General features: G+C 69.9%; 12 protein-coding genes. 6 read left to right on the top strand and 6 right to left on the bottom strand.

What is annotated here, in order from left to right; all coding sequences use genetic code 11:
* From kdpB to ACFU95_RS49355, 5 genes are all read right to left on the bottom strand, one after another.
* The coding region (gene kdpB / locus ACFU95_RS49335) for a potassium-transporting ATPase subunit KdpB (protein WP_383843934.1) at nt 1–1,717 on the bottom strand (1,717 nt) is incomplete at its 3' end.
* 32 nt (nt 1,718–1,749) lie between these two features.
* A complete protein-coding gene (gene kdpA, locus ACFU95_RS49340) occupies nt 1,750–3,411 on the bottom strand; it encodes a potassium-transporting ATPase subunit KdpA (protein WP_383843937.1) in 1,662 nt (553 codons plus the stop codon).
* A gap of 7 nt (nt 3,412–3,418) precedes the next feature.
* Nucleotides 3,419–3,508: a K(+)-transporting ATPase subunit F gene (kdpF, locus tag ACFU95_RS49345; RefSeq protein WP_067057375.1), complete on the bottom strand. Its 90-nt coding sequence runs from the start codon at nt 3,506–3,508 to the stop codon at nt 3,419–3,421.
* Nucleotides 3,505–3,693, bottom strand: coding sequence for a hypothetical protein (locus ACFU95_RS49350; RefSeq protein WP_383843941.1), 189 nt, complete (start codon nt 3,691–3,693; stop codon nt 3,505–3,507). Before ACFU95_RS49350 ends, kdpF begins: the two co-directional genes overlap by 4 nt.
* A 59-nt stretch (nt 3,694–3,752) precedes the next feature.
* Nucleotides 3,753–5,594 carry an APC family permease gene (locus ACFU95_RS49355; protein WP_383843943.1) on the bottom strand — a complete coding sequence of 614 codons (1,842 nt, stop codon included), beginning with the start codon at nt 5,592–5,594 and terminating at the stop codon, nt 3,753–3,755.
* A 274-nt stretch (nt 5,595–5,868) separates the two neighbouring features.
* On the opposite strand from ACFU95_RS49355, the gene ACFU95_RS49360 reads away from it, so the two are divergent.
* From ACFU95_RS49360 to ACFU95_RS49370, 3 genes are all read left to right on the top strand, one after another.
* A complete protein-coding gene (locus tag ACFU95_RS49360) occupies nt 5,869–6,435 on the top strand; it encodes a hypothetical protein (RefSeq protein ID WP_383843945.1) in 567 nt (188 codons plus the stop codon).
* Nucleotides 6,436–6,628: 193 nt separating this feature from the next.
* On the top strand, nt 6,629–7,300 hold the full coding sequence (locus ACFU95_RS49365) for a DUF4097 family beta strand repeat-containing protein (protein WP_383843962.1): 672 nt from the start codon (nt 6,629–6,631) through the stop codon (nt 7,298–7,300).
* 39 nt (nt 7,301–7,339) lie between these two features.
* Nucleotides 7,340–8,170 (top strand): alpha/beta fold hydrolase, encoded by an 831-nt coding sequence (locus tag ACFU95_RS49370; RefSeq protein ID WP_383843947.1) that lies wholly within the window; start codon nt 7,340–7,342, stop codon nt 8,168–8,170.
* A 13-nt stretch (nt 8,171–8,183) separates the two neighbouring features.
* Here the strand turns inward: ACFU95_RS49370 and ACFU95_RS49375 are convergent, their stop codons facing one another.
* The gene (locus ACFU95_RS49375; protein WP_383843950.1) at nt 8,184–10,679 is read right to left on the bottom strand and encodes an ATP-binding protein; all 2,496 of its coding nucleotides are present in this window, start codon (nt 10,677–10,679) and stop codon (nt 8,184–8,186) included.
* A 253-nt stretch (nt 10,680–10,932) separates the two neighbouring features.
* On the opposite strand from ACFU95_RS49375, the gene ACFU95_RS49380 reads away from it, so the two are divergent.
* The 3 genes from ACFU95_RS49380 (at nt 10,933) to ACFU95_RS49390 (ending at nt 14,422) form a co-directional block, all read left to right on the top strand.
* Nucleotides 10,933–12,510, top strand: coding sequence for a Na+/H+ antiporter (locus tag ACFU95_RS49380; protein ID WP_383843953.1), 1,578 nt, complete (start codon nt 10,933–10,935; stop codon nt 12,508–12,510).
* Between the two features lie 457 nt (nt 12,511–12,967).
* Nucleotides 12,968–13,483 carry a hypothetical protein gene (locus ACFU95_RS49385; RefSeq protein ID WP_383843956.1) on the top strand — a complete coding sequence of 172 codons (516 nt, stop codon included), beginning with the start codon at nt 12,968–12,970 and terminating at the stop codon, nt 13,481–13,483.
* A gap of 96 nt (nt 13,484–13,579) precedes the next feature.
* Entirely contained in the window at nt 13,580–14,422 is an 843-nt protein-coding gene (locus ACFU95_RS49390) for a DUF4097 domain-containing protein (protein ID WP_383843959.1), read from the top strand.
* Nucleotides 14,423–14,523 lie beyond the last annotated feature (101 nt).

Below are 14,523 nucleotides of genomic sequence, written 5' to 3' on the forward strand. Positions count from 1 at the left end.
TGAGCTTGGTCGGGTTCGAGTCGAGGTCGACCATGTTGCCGGCCTCCTTGGCGGCCGACGTGCCGGTGTTCATCGCCACGCCGACGTCCGCCTGAGCCAGGGCCGGGGCGTCGTTCGTACCGTCACCGGTCATCGCGACCAGCTTGCCGCCGGCCTGTTCCCGCTTGATCAGCGCCATCTTGTCCTCGGGAGTCGCCTCCGCGAGGAAGTCGTCGACGCCCGCCTCCTCGGCGATCGCCTTGGCGGTCAACGGGTTGTCACCCGTGATCATGACGGTCTTGATGCCCATGCGGCGCAGCTCGTCGAACCGCTCCCGCATGCCCTCCTTGACGACGTCCTTGAGGTGGATGACGCCCAGGATCCGGGCGCCGTCCGCGTCCTCCACCGCGACCAGCAGCGGCGTGCCGCCCGCCTCGGAGATCCGGTTGGCGACGGTGTCCGCGTCGTCGGCGATCGTGCCGCCCTGCTCCCGCACCCAGGCGATGACCGAACCGGCGGCGCCCTTGCGGATCTTGCGCCCGTCGACGTCCACGCCGGACATACGGGTCTGGGCGGTGAACGCGATCCACTCGGCGCCGACCAGCTCGCCCTGGTGCCGCTCGCGCAGGCCGTACTTCTCCTTCGCCAGTACGACGATGGAGCGGCCCTCGGGTGTCTCGTCGGCCAGCGAGGAGAGCTGGGCGGCGTCGGCCACCTCGGCCTCGGTGGTGCCGCTCACCGGCACGAACTCCGACGCCTGGCGGTTGCCCAGCGTGATGGTGCCGGTCTTGTCGAGCAGCAGCGTGGAGACGTCACCGGCGGCCTCGACCGCGCGGCCCGACATCGCCAGGACGTTGCGCTGGACCAGCCGGTCCATGCCCGCGATACCGATCGCGGAGAGCAGAGCGCCGATCGTGGTCGGGATCAGGCAGACCAGGAGAGCGACCAGCACGACCATCGTCAGATGCGTGCCCGCGTAGTCCGCGAACGGCGGCAGGGTCGCCACCGCGAGGAGGAAGACGATGGTGAGGGACGCCAGCAGGATGTTCAGCGCGATCTCGTTGGGCGTCTTCTGCCGGGCCGCGCCCTCGACGAGGTTGATCATCCGGTCGATGAAGGTCTCGCCGGGCTTCGTCGTGATCTTGATGACGATGCGGTCGGAGAGCACCTTCGTGCCGCCGGTGACGGCCGAGCGGTCGCCGCCCGACTCGCGGATGACGGGCGCAGACTCACCGGTGATCGCCGACTCGTCGACGGACGCGACGCCCTCGATGACGTCACCGTCACCGGGGATTACATCGCCTGCCTCGCAGACGACCAGGTCACCGATCCGGAGCTCGGTTCCGGGGACCTGCTCCTCGCTGTCCCCGACGAGCCGCCGCGCGACCGTGTCGGTCTTGGCCTTGCGCAGCGTGTCGGCCTGGGCCTTGCCCCGCCCCTCGGCGACGGCCTCCGCCAGGTTGGCGAAGATCACCGTCAGCCACAGCCAGGCACTGATCGTCCACCCGAACCAGTCGCCCGGGTCCTTGAAGGAGAAGACCGTGGTCAGCACCGACCCGATCCACACCACGAACATCACGGGTGACTTGACCAGCACGCGCGGATCGAGCTTGCGGAAGGCGTCGGGAAGGGACTTCAGCAGCTGCTTGGGGTCGAACAGGCCGGCACCTACTCGGCCCTCCTTGTGCCCGGTCGGCACGTCCTGGTGCGGCGCCCGGGTGGGAGTGGCTGTGGACATGGAGTCCTCTGGCTTCTGTGTACGGGTGGTCATCACGCCAGCCCCTCGGCGAGCGGACCCAGCGCGAGGGCCGGGAAGTAGGTGAGACCGGTGACAATGAGGATCGTCCCGACCAGCAGACCCGTGTAGAGGGGCTTGTCGGTGCGCAGGGTGCCCGCCGTCTCCGGCACCGGCTTCTGCTCGGCGAGCGAGCCGGCCAGCGCGAGGACGAACACCATCGGCAGGAAGCGGCCGAACAGCATCGCGAGTCCGGTCATGGTGTTGTACCAGTCGGTGTTCGCGTTCAGACCGCCGAAGGCCGAGCCGTTGTTGTTCGCGGCGGAGGTGAAGGCATACAGCACCTCGGAGAAGCCGTGAGCACCGGAGTTCAGCATGGAGTTCGGCGGCGTCGGCAGCGCCATCGACACGGCCGTGAAGACGAGGACCAGGGCCGGGGTGATGAGGATGTAGCAGGCCGCCAGTTTGATCTCGCGGGTGCCGATCTTCTTGCCCAGGTACTCGGGCGTACGGCCGACCATCAGACCGGCGATGAACACCGCGATGATCGCCATGATCAGCATGCCGTAGAGGCCGGAGCCGGTACCGCCGGGCGCGATCTCGCCCAGCATCATGCCGAGCATGGTGATGCCGCCGCCGAGGCCCGTGAAGGACGAGTGGAAGGAGTTCACCGCACCGGTCGAGGTCAGCGTGGTCGCCGTCGCGAAGATCGACGAGCCGCCGACGCCGAACCGCACCTCCTTGCCCTCGTACGCCCCGCCGGCGATGTCGAACGCCGGACCGTGGTGGGCGAACTCGGTCCACATCATCAGGGCCGTGAAGCCGAGCCAGATGGTGGCCATGGTGGCGAGGATCGCGTAGCCCTGCTTGACCGATCCGACCATCAGGCCGAAGGTGCGGGTCAGCGAGAACGGGATCACCAGGATCAGGAAGATCTCGAAGAGGTTGGTGAAGGGCGTCGGGTTCTCGAACGGGTGCGCGGAGTTGGCGTTGAAGATGCCGCCACCGTTGGTACCCAGCTCCTTGATGGCCTCGGTAGAGGCGACCGCACCACCGTTCCACTGCTGCGAGCCGCCCATGAACTGACCGACCTCATGGATGCCGGAGAAGTTCTGGATCGCGCCGCACGCCACGAGCACGATCGCGGCGACAAAGGCCACCGGCACCAGGACGCGTACGACACCGCGCACCAAGTCGGCCCAGAAGTTGCCGAGTTCACCAGTGCGGGACCGGGCGAACCCACGCACGAGAGCGACTGCCACGGCGATGCCGACGGCCGCGGAGACGAAGTTCTGCACGGCCAGCCCGGCGGTCTGCACGACGTGACCCATGGTCTGCTCGCCGTAGTACGACTGCCAGTTGGTGTTGGTCACGAAGGACACGGCCGTGTTGAACGACTGCGCCGGGTTGACCGAGTCGAAGCCGAGCGAGCCGGGCAGCATGCCCTGGATCCGCTGGAGCAGGTAGAGGAAGACTACGCCGACGGCCGAGAAGGCGAGGATCCCGCGCAGGTACGCGGGCCAGGTCATCTCGGTGTCGGGGTTGGCGCCGATGCCCTTGTAGATCCACTTCTCGACGCGCAGGTGCTTGTCGGAGGAGTAGACCCTGGCCATGTAGTTGCCCAGGGGGATGTAGACGAGCGCCAGCGCGCCGATCAGGGCGAGCAGCTGGAGCACGCCCGCGAGTACAGGACCCATCTGTGTCTCAGAACCTCTCCGGGAAGATCAGGGCGAGGACGAGATAGCCCAGCAGGGCGACGGCCACGACCAGGCCGACGATGTTCTCGACGGTCACAGCTTCGTCACCCCCTTGGCGACGAGAGCCACCAGCGCGAAACCCGCGATCGTGGTGAGGACGAAGGCCAGATCGGCCATCGCGAACTCCTGGAGTGAGGTTCGGGTTGAACGGACGATTAGAGGAAAGCGCGTCTCTGGCCGGATCAGGTCGTCCGTTGACGGCTCTCTTACGGCGGCGCCCACGGCTTTGACGGAACTCTTACGGCCCTGTTCCCGACCGGCGTGCCGGAAGCTGGCCCGGCTCACAGCAGCCGGAAGCGGAGCCGGCAGATCACCGCGTCGGTCTCCCGCCGCACGGCGTGTGCGACGACCGCGCCACGCTGGTTCTGGAGCAGTCGCTGCCACAGCCGCTCGGGCTCCGTCTCCGGGATCAGGACGGTGACCTGCGTGCCCGGCTCGGCGGCGGCCACCTCACGGACGTACGCGGCGATCGGGCGGCCCAGGGAGCGCCGCTCGCAGGCCAGCCCGACCAGGGGCACACCCGGGTCCCACTCCGCCCAGGAGCGCTCCAGGGCGTGCAGGGCGGACCGGTCCTCAGGGTCGGGGTAGCAGACGGTGACCGCCCGTACCTCGTCACCGAGGGAGGCGGCGGCCGTGAGAGCCTCCGACGTCAGCCTGGACAGGGACGAGACAGGGACGATCACCAGGGAGCGCTCGCGGTGCGGGGTCTCCGGTATACGACCGAGGCCGAGCCGCTCGCCGATCCGGCCGTAGGCGCGGTGCACGGTCTCGAAGGCGACCACGAGCAGCGGCAGGGCGATCACGATCAGCCAGGCGCCCTCCTCGAACTTCTCCACGGTGACGACGACGGTCGCGACGCCGGTGAGCAACGCGCCGAAGCCGTTGAGCAGCGCCTTGCCGTGCCACCCGGGGCCCTTTTCGAGGCGCCAGTGCCGGACCATGCCGACCTGGGCGATGGTGAACCCGACGAAGACGCCGATGGCGAAGAGCGGCACGAGGGTGTTGGTGTCGCCGCCGGAGAAGACCAGCAGCGCGGCCGAGACGAAGGCCAGGGTGAGGACACCGTGCCGGTGCACCTGCCGGTCGGCCTTCAGCGCGAACACATGCGGCAGATAGTTGTCGCGGGCCAGCAGCTTCAGCAGCACCGGTAGCCCGCCGAAGGACGTGTTCGCGGACAGGGCCAGCAGGATCATCGTCGCGAACTGGATGACGTAGAACGCCCAGTTGTGGCCGAACGAGGCGTCCGCGAGCTGGGCGAGGACGGTGACGCCCTCGACCGGCTGGAGGTGGAAGCGGCCGATCAGCACCGACAGGCCGATGAGCATCAGGCCGAGGACCGCGCCGAGGGCGATCTCCGCGTGCTGGGCCCGCTTGGCGCGCGGGACCCGGAAGGAGGGGACGGCGTTGGCGATGGCCTCCACACCCGTCAGTGCGGCACAACCGGAAGCGAAGGCTTTCAGCAGAAGCAGCGCACCCACGGTGGTGGCGTTGTCGGCGAGCACGGAGGCATGCCCGGCGGCGGTCACCGTGCTGACAGGCTCGGACCGGAAGAGGCCGACGGCGATGAGAACGAAGATCGACCCGACGAAGACGACGGTAGGCACAATGAACGCCTTCGCCGACTCCACGATCCCGCGCAGGTTGACGGCCGTGATCAGGGCGAGCACCACCAGGCACAGCCACAGCCGGTCGTCGTACAGGGCCGGAAACGCGGAGGTCAGTGCCGCCACTCCCGCCGTGACGGCGACGGCGACGTTGAGGACGTAGTCCAGCACCAGGGAGCCCGCCGCCACCAGGCTCGTGCGCGCGCCCAGGTGGGTCCTCGCGACGGCGTAGGAGCCGCCGCCGTCCGGGAAGGCCGCGATGACCTGCCGATACGAGGCGACCAGCACCGCCAGCAGGGCGGCGATGGCCAGCGTGACCGGCATCGTGAAGCCCAGGCCGTGGGCGCCCGCGGCGGCCAGGACGAGGACGATCGCCTCCGGGCCGTACGCCACCGACGCCATGGCGTCCAGCGACAGCGCGGCCAGGCCCGTGACGGCGGTCAGCCGGTGACGTTCACCGGTGTCGGGCGGCTCCTCGCCGGCGGGGACGGCGTTCGGCTCGGTGGTCAGGACGGACATGGATGCGGGCTCCTTCTTGCAATCGGCCGCGCACTGGGGCTGAGGTGTGCTCGGCTGCATCCAGGCTCTGTCCATTTCCGGCCGCGTCCGATGGTTCCTTGCGGCTTCTTCGCGCCCAACCGGCTGACTTTGATGGAACTTTGACGGGTGTGTGACGTGGGCGACTCCGTTTCGGCTGGTGGCTAGCGGTCCAGAGGTGGAAAACCGTTGGATGTCCGTCAGAGCCGTATCAAGGTGTGCCGGCCGCGATCCTCGGCTCACTACCGTCGATGCCATGGGACGCCGTGACGACGCGCGCGGAGGACCGCTCGACGCCCACGCGGGCGGATCCGACGGATCCGACGTGGCGACGAACGACCTCTACTGGAAGCGGGAGTTATGGAGTGCGGTGCGCTGCGCCGGTGCACTCCTCGCTCTCCTTCTCCTGCTCGACTGGGGCACCGGCCGGATCACCCCGTTGCGGGCCTCGCTGTGGTGCGCTCTCACCGGGCTGCTCTTCGTCGTGCTGTGTCCCGCGCGGGTGTCAGCGGGCGGGAACTGGCTGGCCACGCGCCGGCTGATGCGTGAACGCCGGGTACGGACGGACCTGTTGGTCTCGGTCCGCTGTATGGACGGCATCTCCCCGCGGCTTCTGCTGCGGGACTCCCTGGGCGGCCGCGTCGTGATCGACTCCGAGGTCCTGGTGCGCCATCCGCAGCTGTGGCTCCGCCTGAACGCGGGCGCGCGGAAGGCGGCCGCCGACGGCTCGCTGCTGTGCGGAGCTACCGCCTTGCGGCGCGTCTCCCGGCGCGTGGACGGTGAAACCGCCCGCGCCGTGTTCAAAGCCTCCGGGCTTGAGTGAGCGCCATAGCGTTCACGTCCGAACCATTGCAACGGATCGATGGCCGACGTTGCATTAAGTTCTCAAGTCGTTGCAACGATTTCCCCAATGTCACCTGCATGAACGGCTATTGCACGCAACGAGTCCGTTGCCATATCTATGAACGCAACGTAGCTTTTCCTGCATCGGAAACAACGATTCACAGGAGAGCATGATGCAGAAGTTCGACACCCCCGCCCCTATCGCCGCCATCCTCGGCATCCCGGCCGGACGCATCCAGTTCATCGCCGGCGACCGGGCCGACACCACCGTCGAGATCCTTCCCGCGGACGCCTCGAAGAGCCGTGACGTGAAGGCGGCCGAGCGGATCGAGGTCTCCTACAGCGACGGCGTCCTGCGGATCGAGGCGCCGGAGCCGAAGAACGAGCTCTTCGGCCCCTCCGGTGCCGTCGAGGTGAACGTGCACCTGCCCGCCGGTTCCCGCGTCGAGGCCAAGGCTGCGGGCGCCGAGTTCCGGGGCCTCGGACGTCTCGGTGAGGTCGCGTTCGAGAGCGCGCAGGGCCCGGTCAGGCTGGACGAGGCCGCGAGCGTCCGGCTCGCCCTCCAGTCCGGCGACATCGAGGTCGGCCGCCTGGACGGCGACGCGGACATCAGCACCCAGAAGGGCACCCTCCGTATCGGCGAGGCCGTACGCGGCACCCTCACCCTGCGCACCGAGTCCGGCGACATCTCGGTCGGTGCCGCCCGTGGAGCCTCCGCCTCACTGGACGCCGGCACCTCTTACGGCCGTATCAGCAACGCGCTCAAGAACAGCGAAGGCGCCGCCGCCGAACTCACCATCCGCGCGACCACCGGCTACGGCGACATCACCGCCCGCAGCCTCTGAGGAAGCAACCCCGGCCCACAACGCGAACAGGTGGAACAGATGACGAAGAACCGCACTTCCTCGATCAGCTCGAAGGCCGGCTCGCAGTGGACCGGCATGGTTCCGGTCGACGACACGGCCCTGGCCGTCACCGACACCGGAGGCCCCGGCATCCCCGTGGTGTACCTCAACGGCCAGTTCGCCACCCAGGGCTACTGGCGCCGGGTCCTCGCCGAGCTGGGCCCGGGCTGGCGGCACATCACCTACGACGAGCGGGCCCGCGGCAAGAAGTCGAAGCAATCGGCGGACTACTCCTTCGAGGCGGCCGTCCGAGACGTCGACGCCGTCCTCGCAGCCCGGGGAGTGGACAGGGCGCTGGTGGTGGGCTGGTCCTACGGGGCGTTCGTCGGAGCGCACTGGGCCGGCCGGAACCCCGACCGTGCCCTGGGCGCGGTCCTGGTCGACGGCGCGACACCGTACGACTGGCTGGACGAGGCCATGGAGCAGCGGATCCGCAAGCTGTTCCGGCGGGTGGGCTGGTTCGCGCCGCTGCTGCGCCTGACGGGCCTGACCCCGCGGATGACCGCCGCAGAGATGGCGGAGTGCAACATCGAGCTCGGCAGGATCTCCCGCGAACGCGAGCTGGGCCCCGTGCTGGACGGCATCACCGTCCCGGTGCGGTACGTGCTCGCCTCAGGGTCATCCCTGGGCAGCAAGGGCGACGAGCAGGAACGCATCCGTGCCGGCCTCGACCAGGTCTTCGAGCGCAACCCGAACATCCGGCTCGGCGCGAAGGTCGCCAGCAACCACGACGCGATCCTGAAGAAGGACTTCGCGGCCGTCGCCGAGGCCGTACGCGAGGTCGCAGCCCTCGACCTCGCAAAGCACTGAGACACGACCGTCGTCACGCACCTCCAACGCTCTGCTCCGTAGGTTCGGCACCTACACTCTGCGGAGCGAGCGGCAGTGACACGACCATGGTGAGACCGCCGCCCGGTGTGTCCTCCGGAGTGAGGGTGCCGTTCATGGCCTCGGTCAGGCCCCGTGCGAGGGCCAGGCCGAGGCCGAGGCCGGTGGTGTTGTCGGTGTCGCCGAGCCGTTGGAAGGGCTCGAAGAGCCGCTCCCGGCCGTCGACGGGCAGACCGGGCCCCCGGTCCACGATCCGCAGCTCCACGCGGCCCGCCAGGACACTGGCGGTGACCAGCACCTTCTTCCCGGGCGGTGTGTGGCGGTCCGCGTTGCCCGCCAGGTTGGCGATCACCCGCTCCAGCAGCGGCGAGTCGGCGAGCACCTCCGGGATCCGCTCCACGTCCGCGACGTCCACGCCGGGGACGTCCGTCAGCGCCATGGGCAGGACCTCCTCCAGCAAGGTGGGGCGCAGGTTCAGCGTGAGGGCGCCCGCCTCCAGACGGCTGAGGTCGAGGAGGTTCTCCACCAGGCGGTTGAGCTTCGCCATCGACTCGTCGGCGGTGGCGAGAAGTTCGTCGCGGTCCTCCGGGGAGAACTCCACGTCGCGGCTGCGCAGCGAGGCGACGGCGGCCCAGCCCGCGGCGAGCGGGGTGCGCAAGTCGTGGCCGACGGCCCGCAACAGCGCCGTACGCAGGCGGTCGGCGGCCTTCACCGGCTCGACCTCGGCCGCGACCTCGGCAAGCCGGGCCCGTTCGACCGCCGAGCCCACATGTGCGGCGAACGCAGCCAACACCCGACGTTCGGACGACGACAAAGTGCGGCCCGACAGCGCGAGATGGGCGCCGGGACCCGCGGGAACGGCCGTCACGCCTGCCGCGTCGGGAGGCTCCTCCACCAGGTCGGCCGACTCCATGCCGAAGGTCTCGCGCGTCCGCTCCAACAGAGCCGGAATCGTCGCCTCGCCCCGCACGATGCTGCCGGCCAGCGACGACATGGTCTCCGCCTCGGCCGTCGCGCGGGCGGACCGGCGCGACAGGCGCAGGGACCGGTCCACGACCGCGGCCACGGTGGCCGCCACCACCGCGAAGACCGCCAGGGCCAGCAGGGCGTTCGGGTCCTCCAGCGTGAACTGGCCGATCGGCGGGATGAACCAGTAGTTGAGCAGCAGGGACGCCGTCACCGACGCGATCACCGCCGAGACGACCCCGCCTATGCAGGCCACACTCACCACGGCGAGCAGGAACAACAACGCCTCGCTGGTCAGGTTCAGCGCGCCCCGCAGCTGGGCGAGGACGATCGTGAGGAGGACCGGCAGCACCAGCCCGGCGACCGGACCGGCGATCAGCCGGGCCGTGGACAGCGTGCGCCGCCGCGACGGCAGGAGCGTGCCGCGTCCGGCCCGTTCATGGGTGACCCGATGGACGTCGATGTCGCCGGACAGGGCGGTCACGGTCTCCCCCGTCCCGAGCCCGGTCAGGAACCGTGCCACCCGGCCGCGACGGCTCGTGCCCAGCACGAGCTGCGTGGCGTTCTCGGCACGGGCGAACTCCACCAGCGTCGTGGCGATGTCGTCGCCCACCACCGAGTGGTAGCTGCCGCCCAGGTCTTCCACGAGCCTGCGCTGCCGGACGAGCGAGGCGTGCGAGACACCGGCAGCGAGACCGTCGCTGCGGGCCACGTGCACGGCGAGCAGGTCGCCGCCCGCGGACCGGTCTGCGATGCGCGCGGCCCGCCGGATCAGGGTGTCGCCCTCCGGACCGCCCGTCAGCGCGACCACCACCCGCTCCCTGGTCTCCCACACCCGGCCGATGCCGTGCTGCGAGCGGTACTCCTGCAGGGCCTCGTCGACCCGGTCGGCCACCCACAGCAGCGCCAACTGCCGCAAGGCGGTGAGGTTGCCCGGCCGGAAGTAGTTGGCGAGGGCCGCGTCGACCTTCTCCGGGGCGTAGACGTTTCCGTGCGCCATCCGCCGGCGCAGCCCCTCGGGCGGCATGTCCACCAGCTCGATCTGCCAGGCACGGCGTACGACCTCGTCCGGCACCGTCTCGTGCTGCGGCACTCCCGTGATCTTCTCGACCACGTCGTTGAGGGACTCCAGGTGCTGGATGTTCAACGCGGTGATGACGTCGATGCCGGCGTCGAGCAGGATCTCGATGTCCTGCCAGCGCTTGGGGTTGCGGCCCTCGCCGGGGACGTTGCTGTGCGCGAACTCGTCGACGATCACGACCTGTGGGCGCCGCGCCAGGACCGCGGCCAGGTCCATCTCCTCGAACCGTCCGCCGCGGTAGGTGCAGGACACCCGGGGGACGGTCTCCAGGCCGTCGAGCATCGCCTCCGTGTGCGGGCGCCCGTGGCACTCCGCGAACCCCACGACCGCATCCGCCCCGCGCGCGGCGCGGCGCCTACCCTCGTCGAGCATCCGGTAGGTCTTGCCGACCCCCGGAGCCGCCCCGAGGTAGACCTTCAGTCGACCGGGCCGTACGTCACTCATCGCCGTCGATCTGCGCCATGTCCTCGCGCTCCGCTCACTGGTTCAACTCGCCTTCGCAGAAGGGCTTCTCCTCCCAAGGAAGCCCTTTCACGGAGCGGTCGGTGCGGTTGTTAGCGCTTCCTTGGCGCCGATCCCAGGGACCTTGACACCCTCTTGACGTGACCTGGGCCCGATAGGGTGAGGGCAGGTGTGCCGGGAAGTCTGGTCGGCCGGGGAGTCACCGCGGTTCCCCGATAGCCCCCAGGGGGACGGCATGCGCAGCGTCGGTACAGTTCTCGCCCTCGTGGTCCTCGCCACGGTGGTCGCCACGTTCGCGCGCCGGTGGCGCATTCCCGCCCCCTCTCTGCTGGTCGTCGCCGGTCTGGCGGTGGCCCTGCTTCCGGGGACCCCACAGATCGAGATCAGCCCCGAGATCATCGGCCTCGTCGTGCTGCCGCCCCTGCTGTACGCGAGCGCGGAGGACATGCCCTGGCGGGAGCTGCGCGCGGTGTGGAAACCGGTCGGGATCCTCGCGATAGGGCTGGTCCTGGCGTCCGCGGCAGCCGTGGCGGCGGTGGCCGCGCTGGTCACTCCCCTGTCCTGGCAGATGGCGTTCGTGCTGGGCGCGATCCTGGCCAGCACCGATCCGGTGGCGGTCACCGCGCTCGGCCGACGGCTCGCCCTGCCACCCCGGGTACAGGTGCTGGTGCAGGCGGAGAGCCTGTTCAACGACGCAACCTCGCTCGTGCTGGTGCGGGTGGCGGCGGGCATCGCCGTCGCGTCCGCCGCCGCGAACTGGGGTGCGGCGGGGGCCGAGTTCCTGGTGCTCGCGGGCGGCGGCACGGTGATGGGGGCGGCCGTCGCCTACGTCGTCACGCTGATCCGGCGCCGCACGGAGGACCCGGTGCTGGAGACGGTGATCGCCCTGGTCACCCCGTACGCCGCCTACCTGCTGGCGGAGGCCGCCCACACCTCCGGAGTGACGTCCTGCGTGGTAGCCGGCGTGGTCCTCGGCGGCCGGGGCGAAAAACTCACCAACGCCCGCATCCGCCTCCAGTTGCACGCCGTCTACGGCACGGTCGTCTTCCTCCTGGAGAGCGTGGTGTTCAGCCTCATAGGGCTGGCCCTCCCCACCCAGGTGCAGGCGCTGGACGACGGCGACCGGGCCTGGCCTCTGTACGCCCTGGCCGTCGCCGCCACGCTCGTCGCCGTACGCCTGCTGTGGCTCGCGCCGCTCTCGGCGGTCGTACAGCGCAAGGGCGGCCTGGGCCAGGTGAACTGGCGGGTGCCGATGGTGCTGACGTGGGCCGGCACCCGCGGGGTGATGCCGCTGGCCGCCGCCCTGTCCATCCCGGAGCTCATGAAGGACGGCACCCCGCTGGACGACCGCCCTCTCGTCCTGGTCCTGACCACCTCGGTCGTGGTCGTCACCCTCGTCGTCCAGGGCTTCACCCTCGCCTCGGTCGTCCGCCGCTCCGGCATCGCCCTGGAGCCCGCCCACACCGCACGCGAGGAGGCCGAGGCCCGCTCGCACCTGGCCCACGCCGGCCTGGCCCGCCTGGAGGAACTCGCTGAGCTGGAGGTCGTATCCGAGGTCGTCCTGGACCGCCTCCGCCGCGGCCTCACCGCCCGCCTGGACGACGCCCGCGACCGCCTCGCCGAGCACGACGGGGCTAACGGGGCGGGCGCTGAGTCCGCCGACCGTGTCTACCGCCAGCTCCGTCGAGACCTGATCACCGTCGAGACCACCGAACTCCAGCGCCTCTACGACGATCACACCATCAGCGACACGACGCGGCGGCGGCTCCAGCGGGGGCTGGATCTGGAGGAGGCGCGGCTGGCGGACTTGTAGCGCTCTGTGTGCCAAGGCTGCGGTATTCGAGGAGCGTCTCGGCGAGGACGCCTACCGGGTACGGCTGGCGAACGCGCTGCTGGGAGTGGTGCAGACCGAGGCAGGCCGTAGTCGCCTGTCGGCAGGAGCGGTTCGATCAACATCCCTTTCTCATAGGCGAGTTGCCTACGCGTCTCAACCGCCTTCCTGCCGGTCCTCCCGACGCAGGCCACCTTCTTGCGACATCACATGGCGCCGCATGACACCTAGTGGCACAACTTGGCACCTAGTGGCGCCACCCGGCGCCACTAGGTGCCATTCCATACCCCCAGCGGCGCATCGACACGCACGGCGCCACGATCACCCAGGTGGCCTTCCTTCGCGTTTCTGCACTTCAGGGCGGCTACCCTCACACCCCTTCCATGCAAGGCACCACCCAGGCTTGCGCCGAGCGCCAGAGTGGTGCCACTATGGCGTCATGGACCTCACCCCGTATGTCGACTCCCTCCGCCGCGAACTCGCGGTGGCTGCCGAAGCCGGTGGCGACGACACCCGCGAGCTGGCCGGGAGGCTCACCGCTCCCCTGGAGTCGGTGACCCGGCTGACCATGCTCAATGTGCTCTCCGCCGCGATGGACGAGATCACCCGTGAACTCGCCCCCGGCTCAGTCGACGTACGGCTGCGCGGGCTCGACCCCGACTTCGTGGTCACGCTGCCGCCCACCTACGGCGGCCCCATGGAGCCGGCCGCGCCCGTCGAACCGCTCAGGGCGCAGGCACCCGCCGACGGCGACGAGGGTGGCACCGCCCGCGTCAATCTGCGCCTGCCGGCCCACCTCAAGGCCCGCGCCGAGGAGGTCGCGAGCCGCGAGGGCCTGTCGGTCAACGCATGGCTGGTGCGTGCCGTGTCGGCCGCGGTCGACGGCGGCACCCGGCCGCGTACGACGGAGAAGACCCAGACCATCGGACAGAGCTTCACGGGCTGGGTGCGCTAGCCGCGCCCCCGCTCGCACCACTTCACCCGCACGACTTCACCCACACCACGTCCCACCAGCGGGGACGCCCCAAGGACTCATGAGGACGGTACAGCCATGCCTTCTTTCGACACTCCCGCACCGATTTCGGTTACCGCCTACGTCTACGCCGGTTCCATCCAGTTCACCGCGGGCGACCGCCTCGACACCGCCGTCGAGGTACGGCCCCGAGACCCGAACAAGGACCTGGACGTACGGGCGGCCGACCAGACCGAGGTCACCTACGCGAGCGGCGTCCTGACCGTCAGCACGCCCAAGGCCAATCTGCTCGGGCGCGGCGGCACCGTCGACGTGACGGTGGAACTGCCCACGGGCTCGAACATCGACGTGACCGGCGCCGGCGCCAGGGTGCTCAGCGAGGGCCGGCTCGGCAAGGTCCGTGTGGAGACCTCGGCCGGCGACGTCCGCCTCGACACCACCGGCCCGCTGCACCTGAAGGCGTCGCACGGCTCCAGCACCGTCGACCGGGTCGATGGCCTGGCCGAGATCACCAGCAACACCGGCAACGTGCGCGTCGGCACCGTCGACGGCCCCGCCGTCCTGAAGAACTCGCACGGCACCACGACCGTCGGCGCCGTGACCGGCGAGCTGCGGGTGAACGGCGCCAACGGCGCCATTGACATCGCGCGCGCCGAGGCGTCCGTCACCGGCACCACCACCAACGGCATCCTGCGCATCGCCGAAGTCGCCCGCGGCAATGTCCAGTTGGAGACCTCCAACGGCTCCATCGAGGTCGGTATCCGCGAGGGCACCGCCGCCTGGCTCGACGTCAGCTCCAACCGCGGGCAGGTACGCAACTCTCTCGCCGCGTCCGAGGCCCCGGAGCAAGCCGAGGACACGGTCAAGGTCCGCGCACGGACCAACTGGGGAAACATCGACGTCCTGCGCGCCAGGGCCTGAGCGCCCTCGCCCCCGTTACCTTCTAGACGGCCCCGATCTTGGGGCTCCCGGCCTTCTGGCCCGGCATGACTTTTGCCCCCTGTCGACCATGACCCGGGGGG

Origin of the sequence: Streptomyces sp. NPDC057623 (assembly GCF_042800355.1) — a bacterium.
GTDB lineage: Bacteria > Actinomycetota > Actinomycetes > Streptomycetales > Streptomycetaceae > Streptomyces.

What these genes read in the sequence shown, in the direction of transcription:
- kdpA (WP_383843937.1), bottom strand. Translation starts at nt 3,411, where the DNA reads ATGGGTCCTGTACTCGCGGGCGTGCTCCAGCTGCTCGCCCTGATCGGC.
- ACFU95_RS49355 (WP_383843943.1), bottom strand. Translation starts at nt 5,594, where the DNA reads ATGTCCGTCCTGACCACCGAGCCGAACGCCGTCCCCGCCGGCGAGGAG.
- ACFU95_RS49360 (WP_383843945.1), top strand. Translation starts at nt 5,869, where the DNA reads ATGGGACGCCGTGACGACGCGCGCGGAGGACCGCTCGACGCCCACGCG.
- ACFU95_RS49365 (WP_383843962.1), top strand. Translation starts at nt 6,629, where the DNA reads ATGCAGAAGTTCGACACCCCCGCCCCTATCGCCGCCATCCTCGGCATC.
- ACFU95_RS49370 (WP_383843947.1), top strand. Translation starts at nt 7,340, where the DNA reads ATGACGAAGAACCGCACTTCCTCGATCAGCTCGAAGGCCGGCTCGCAG.
- ACFU95_RS49375 (WP_383843950.1), bottom strand. Translation starts at nt 10,679, where the DNA reads ATGAGTGACGTACGGCCCGGTCGACTGAAGGTCTACCTCGGGGCGGCT.
- ACFU95_RS49380 (WP_383843953.1), top strand. Translation starts at nt 10,933, where the DNA reads ATGCGCAGCGTCGGTACAGTTCTCGCCCTCGTGGTCCTCGCCACGGTG.
- ACFU95_RS49385 (WP_383843956.1), top strand. Translation starts at nt 12,968, where the DNA reads ATGGACCTCACCCCGTATGTCGACTCCCTCCGCCGCGAACTCGCGGTG.
- ACFU95_RS49390 (WP_383843959.1), top strand. Translation starts at nt 13,580, where the DNA reads ATGCCTTCTTTCGACACTCCCGCACCGATTTCGGTTACCGCCTACGTC.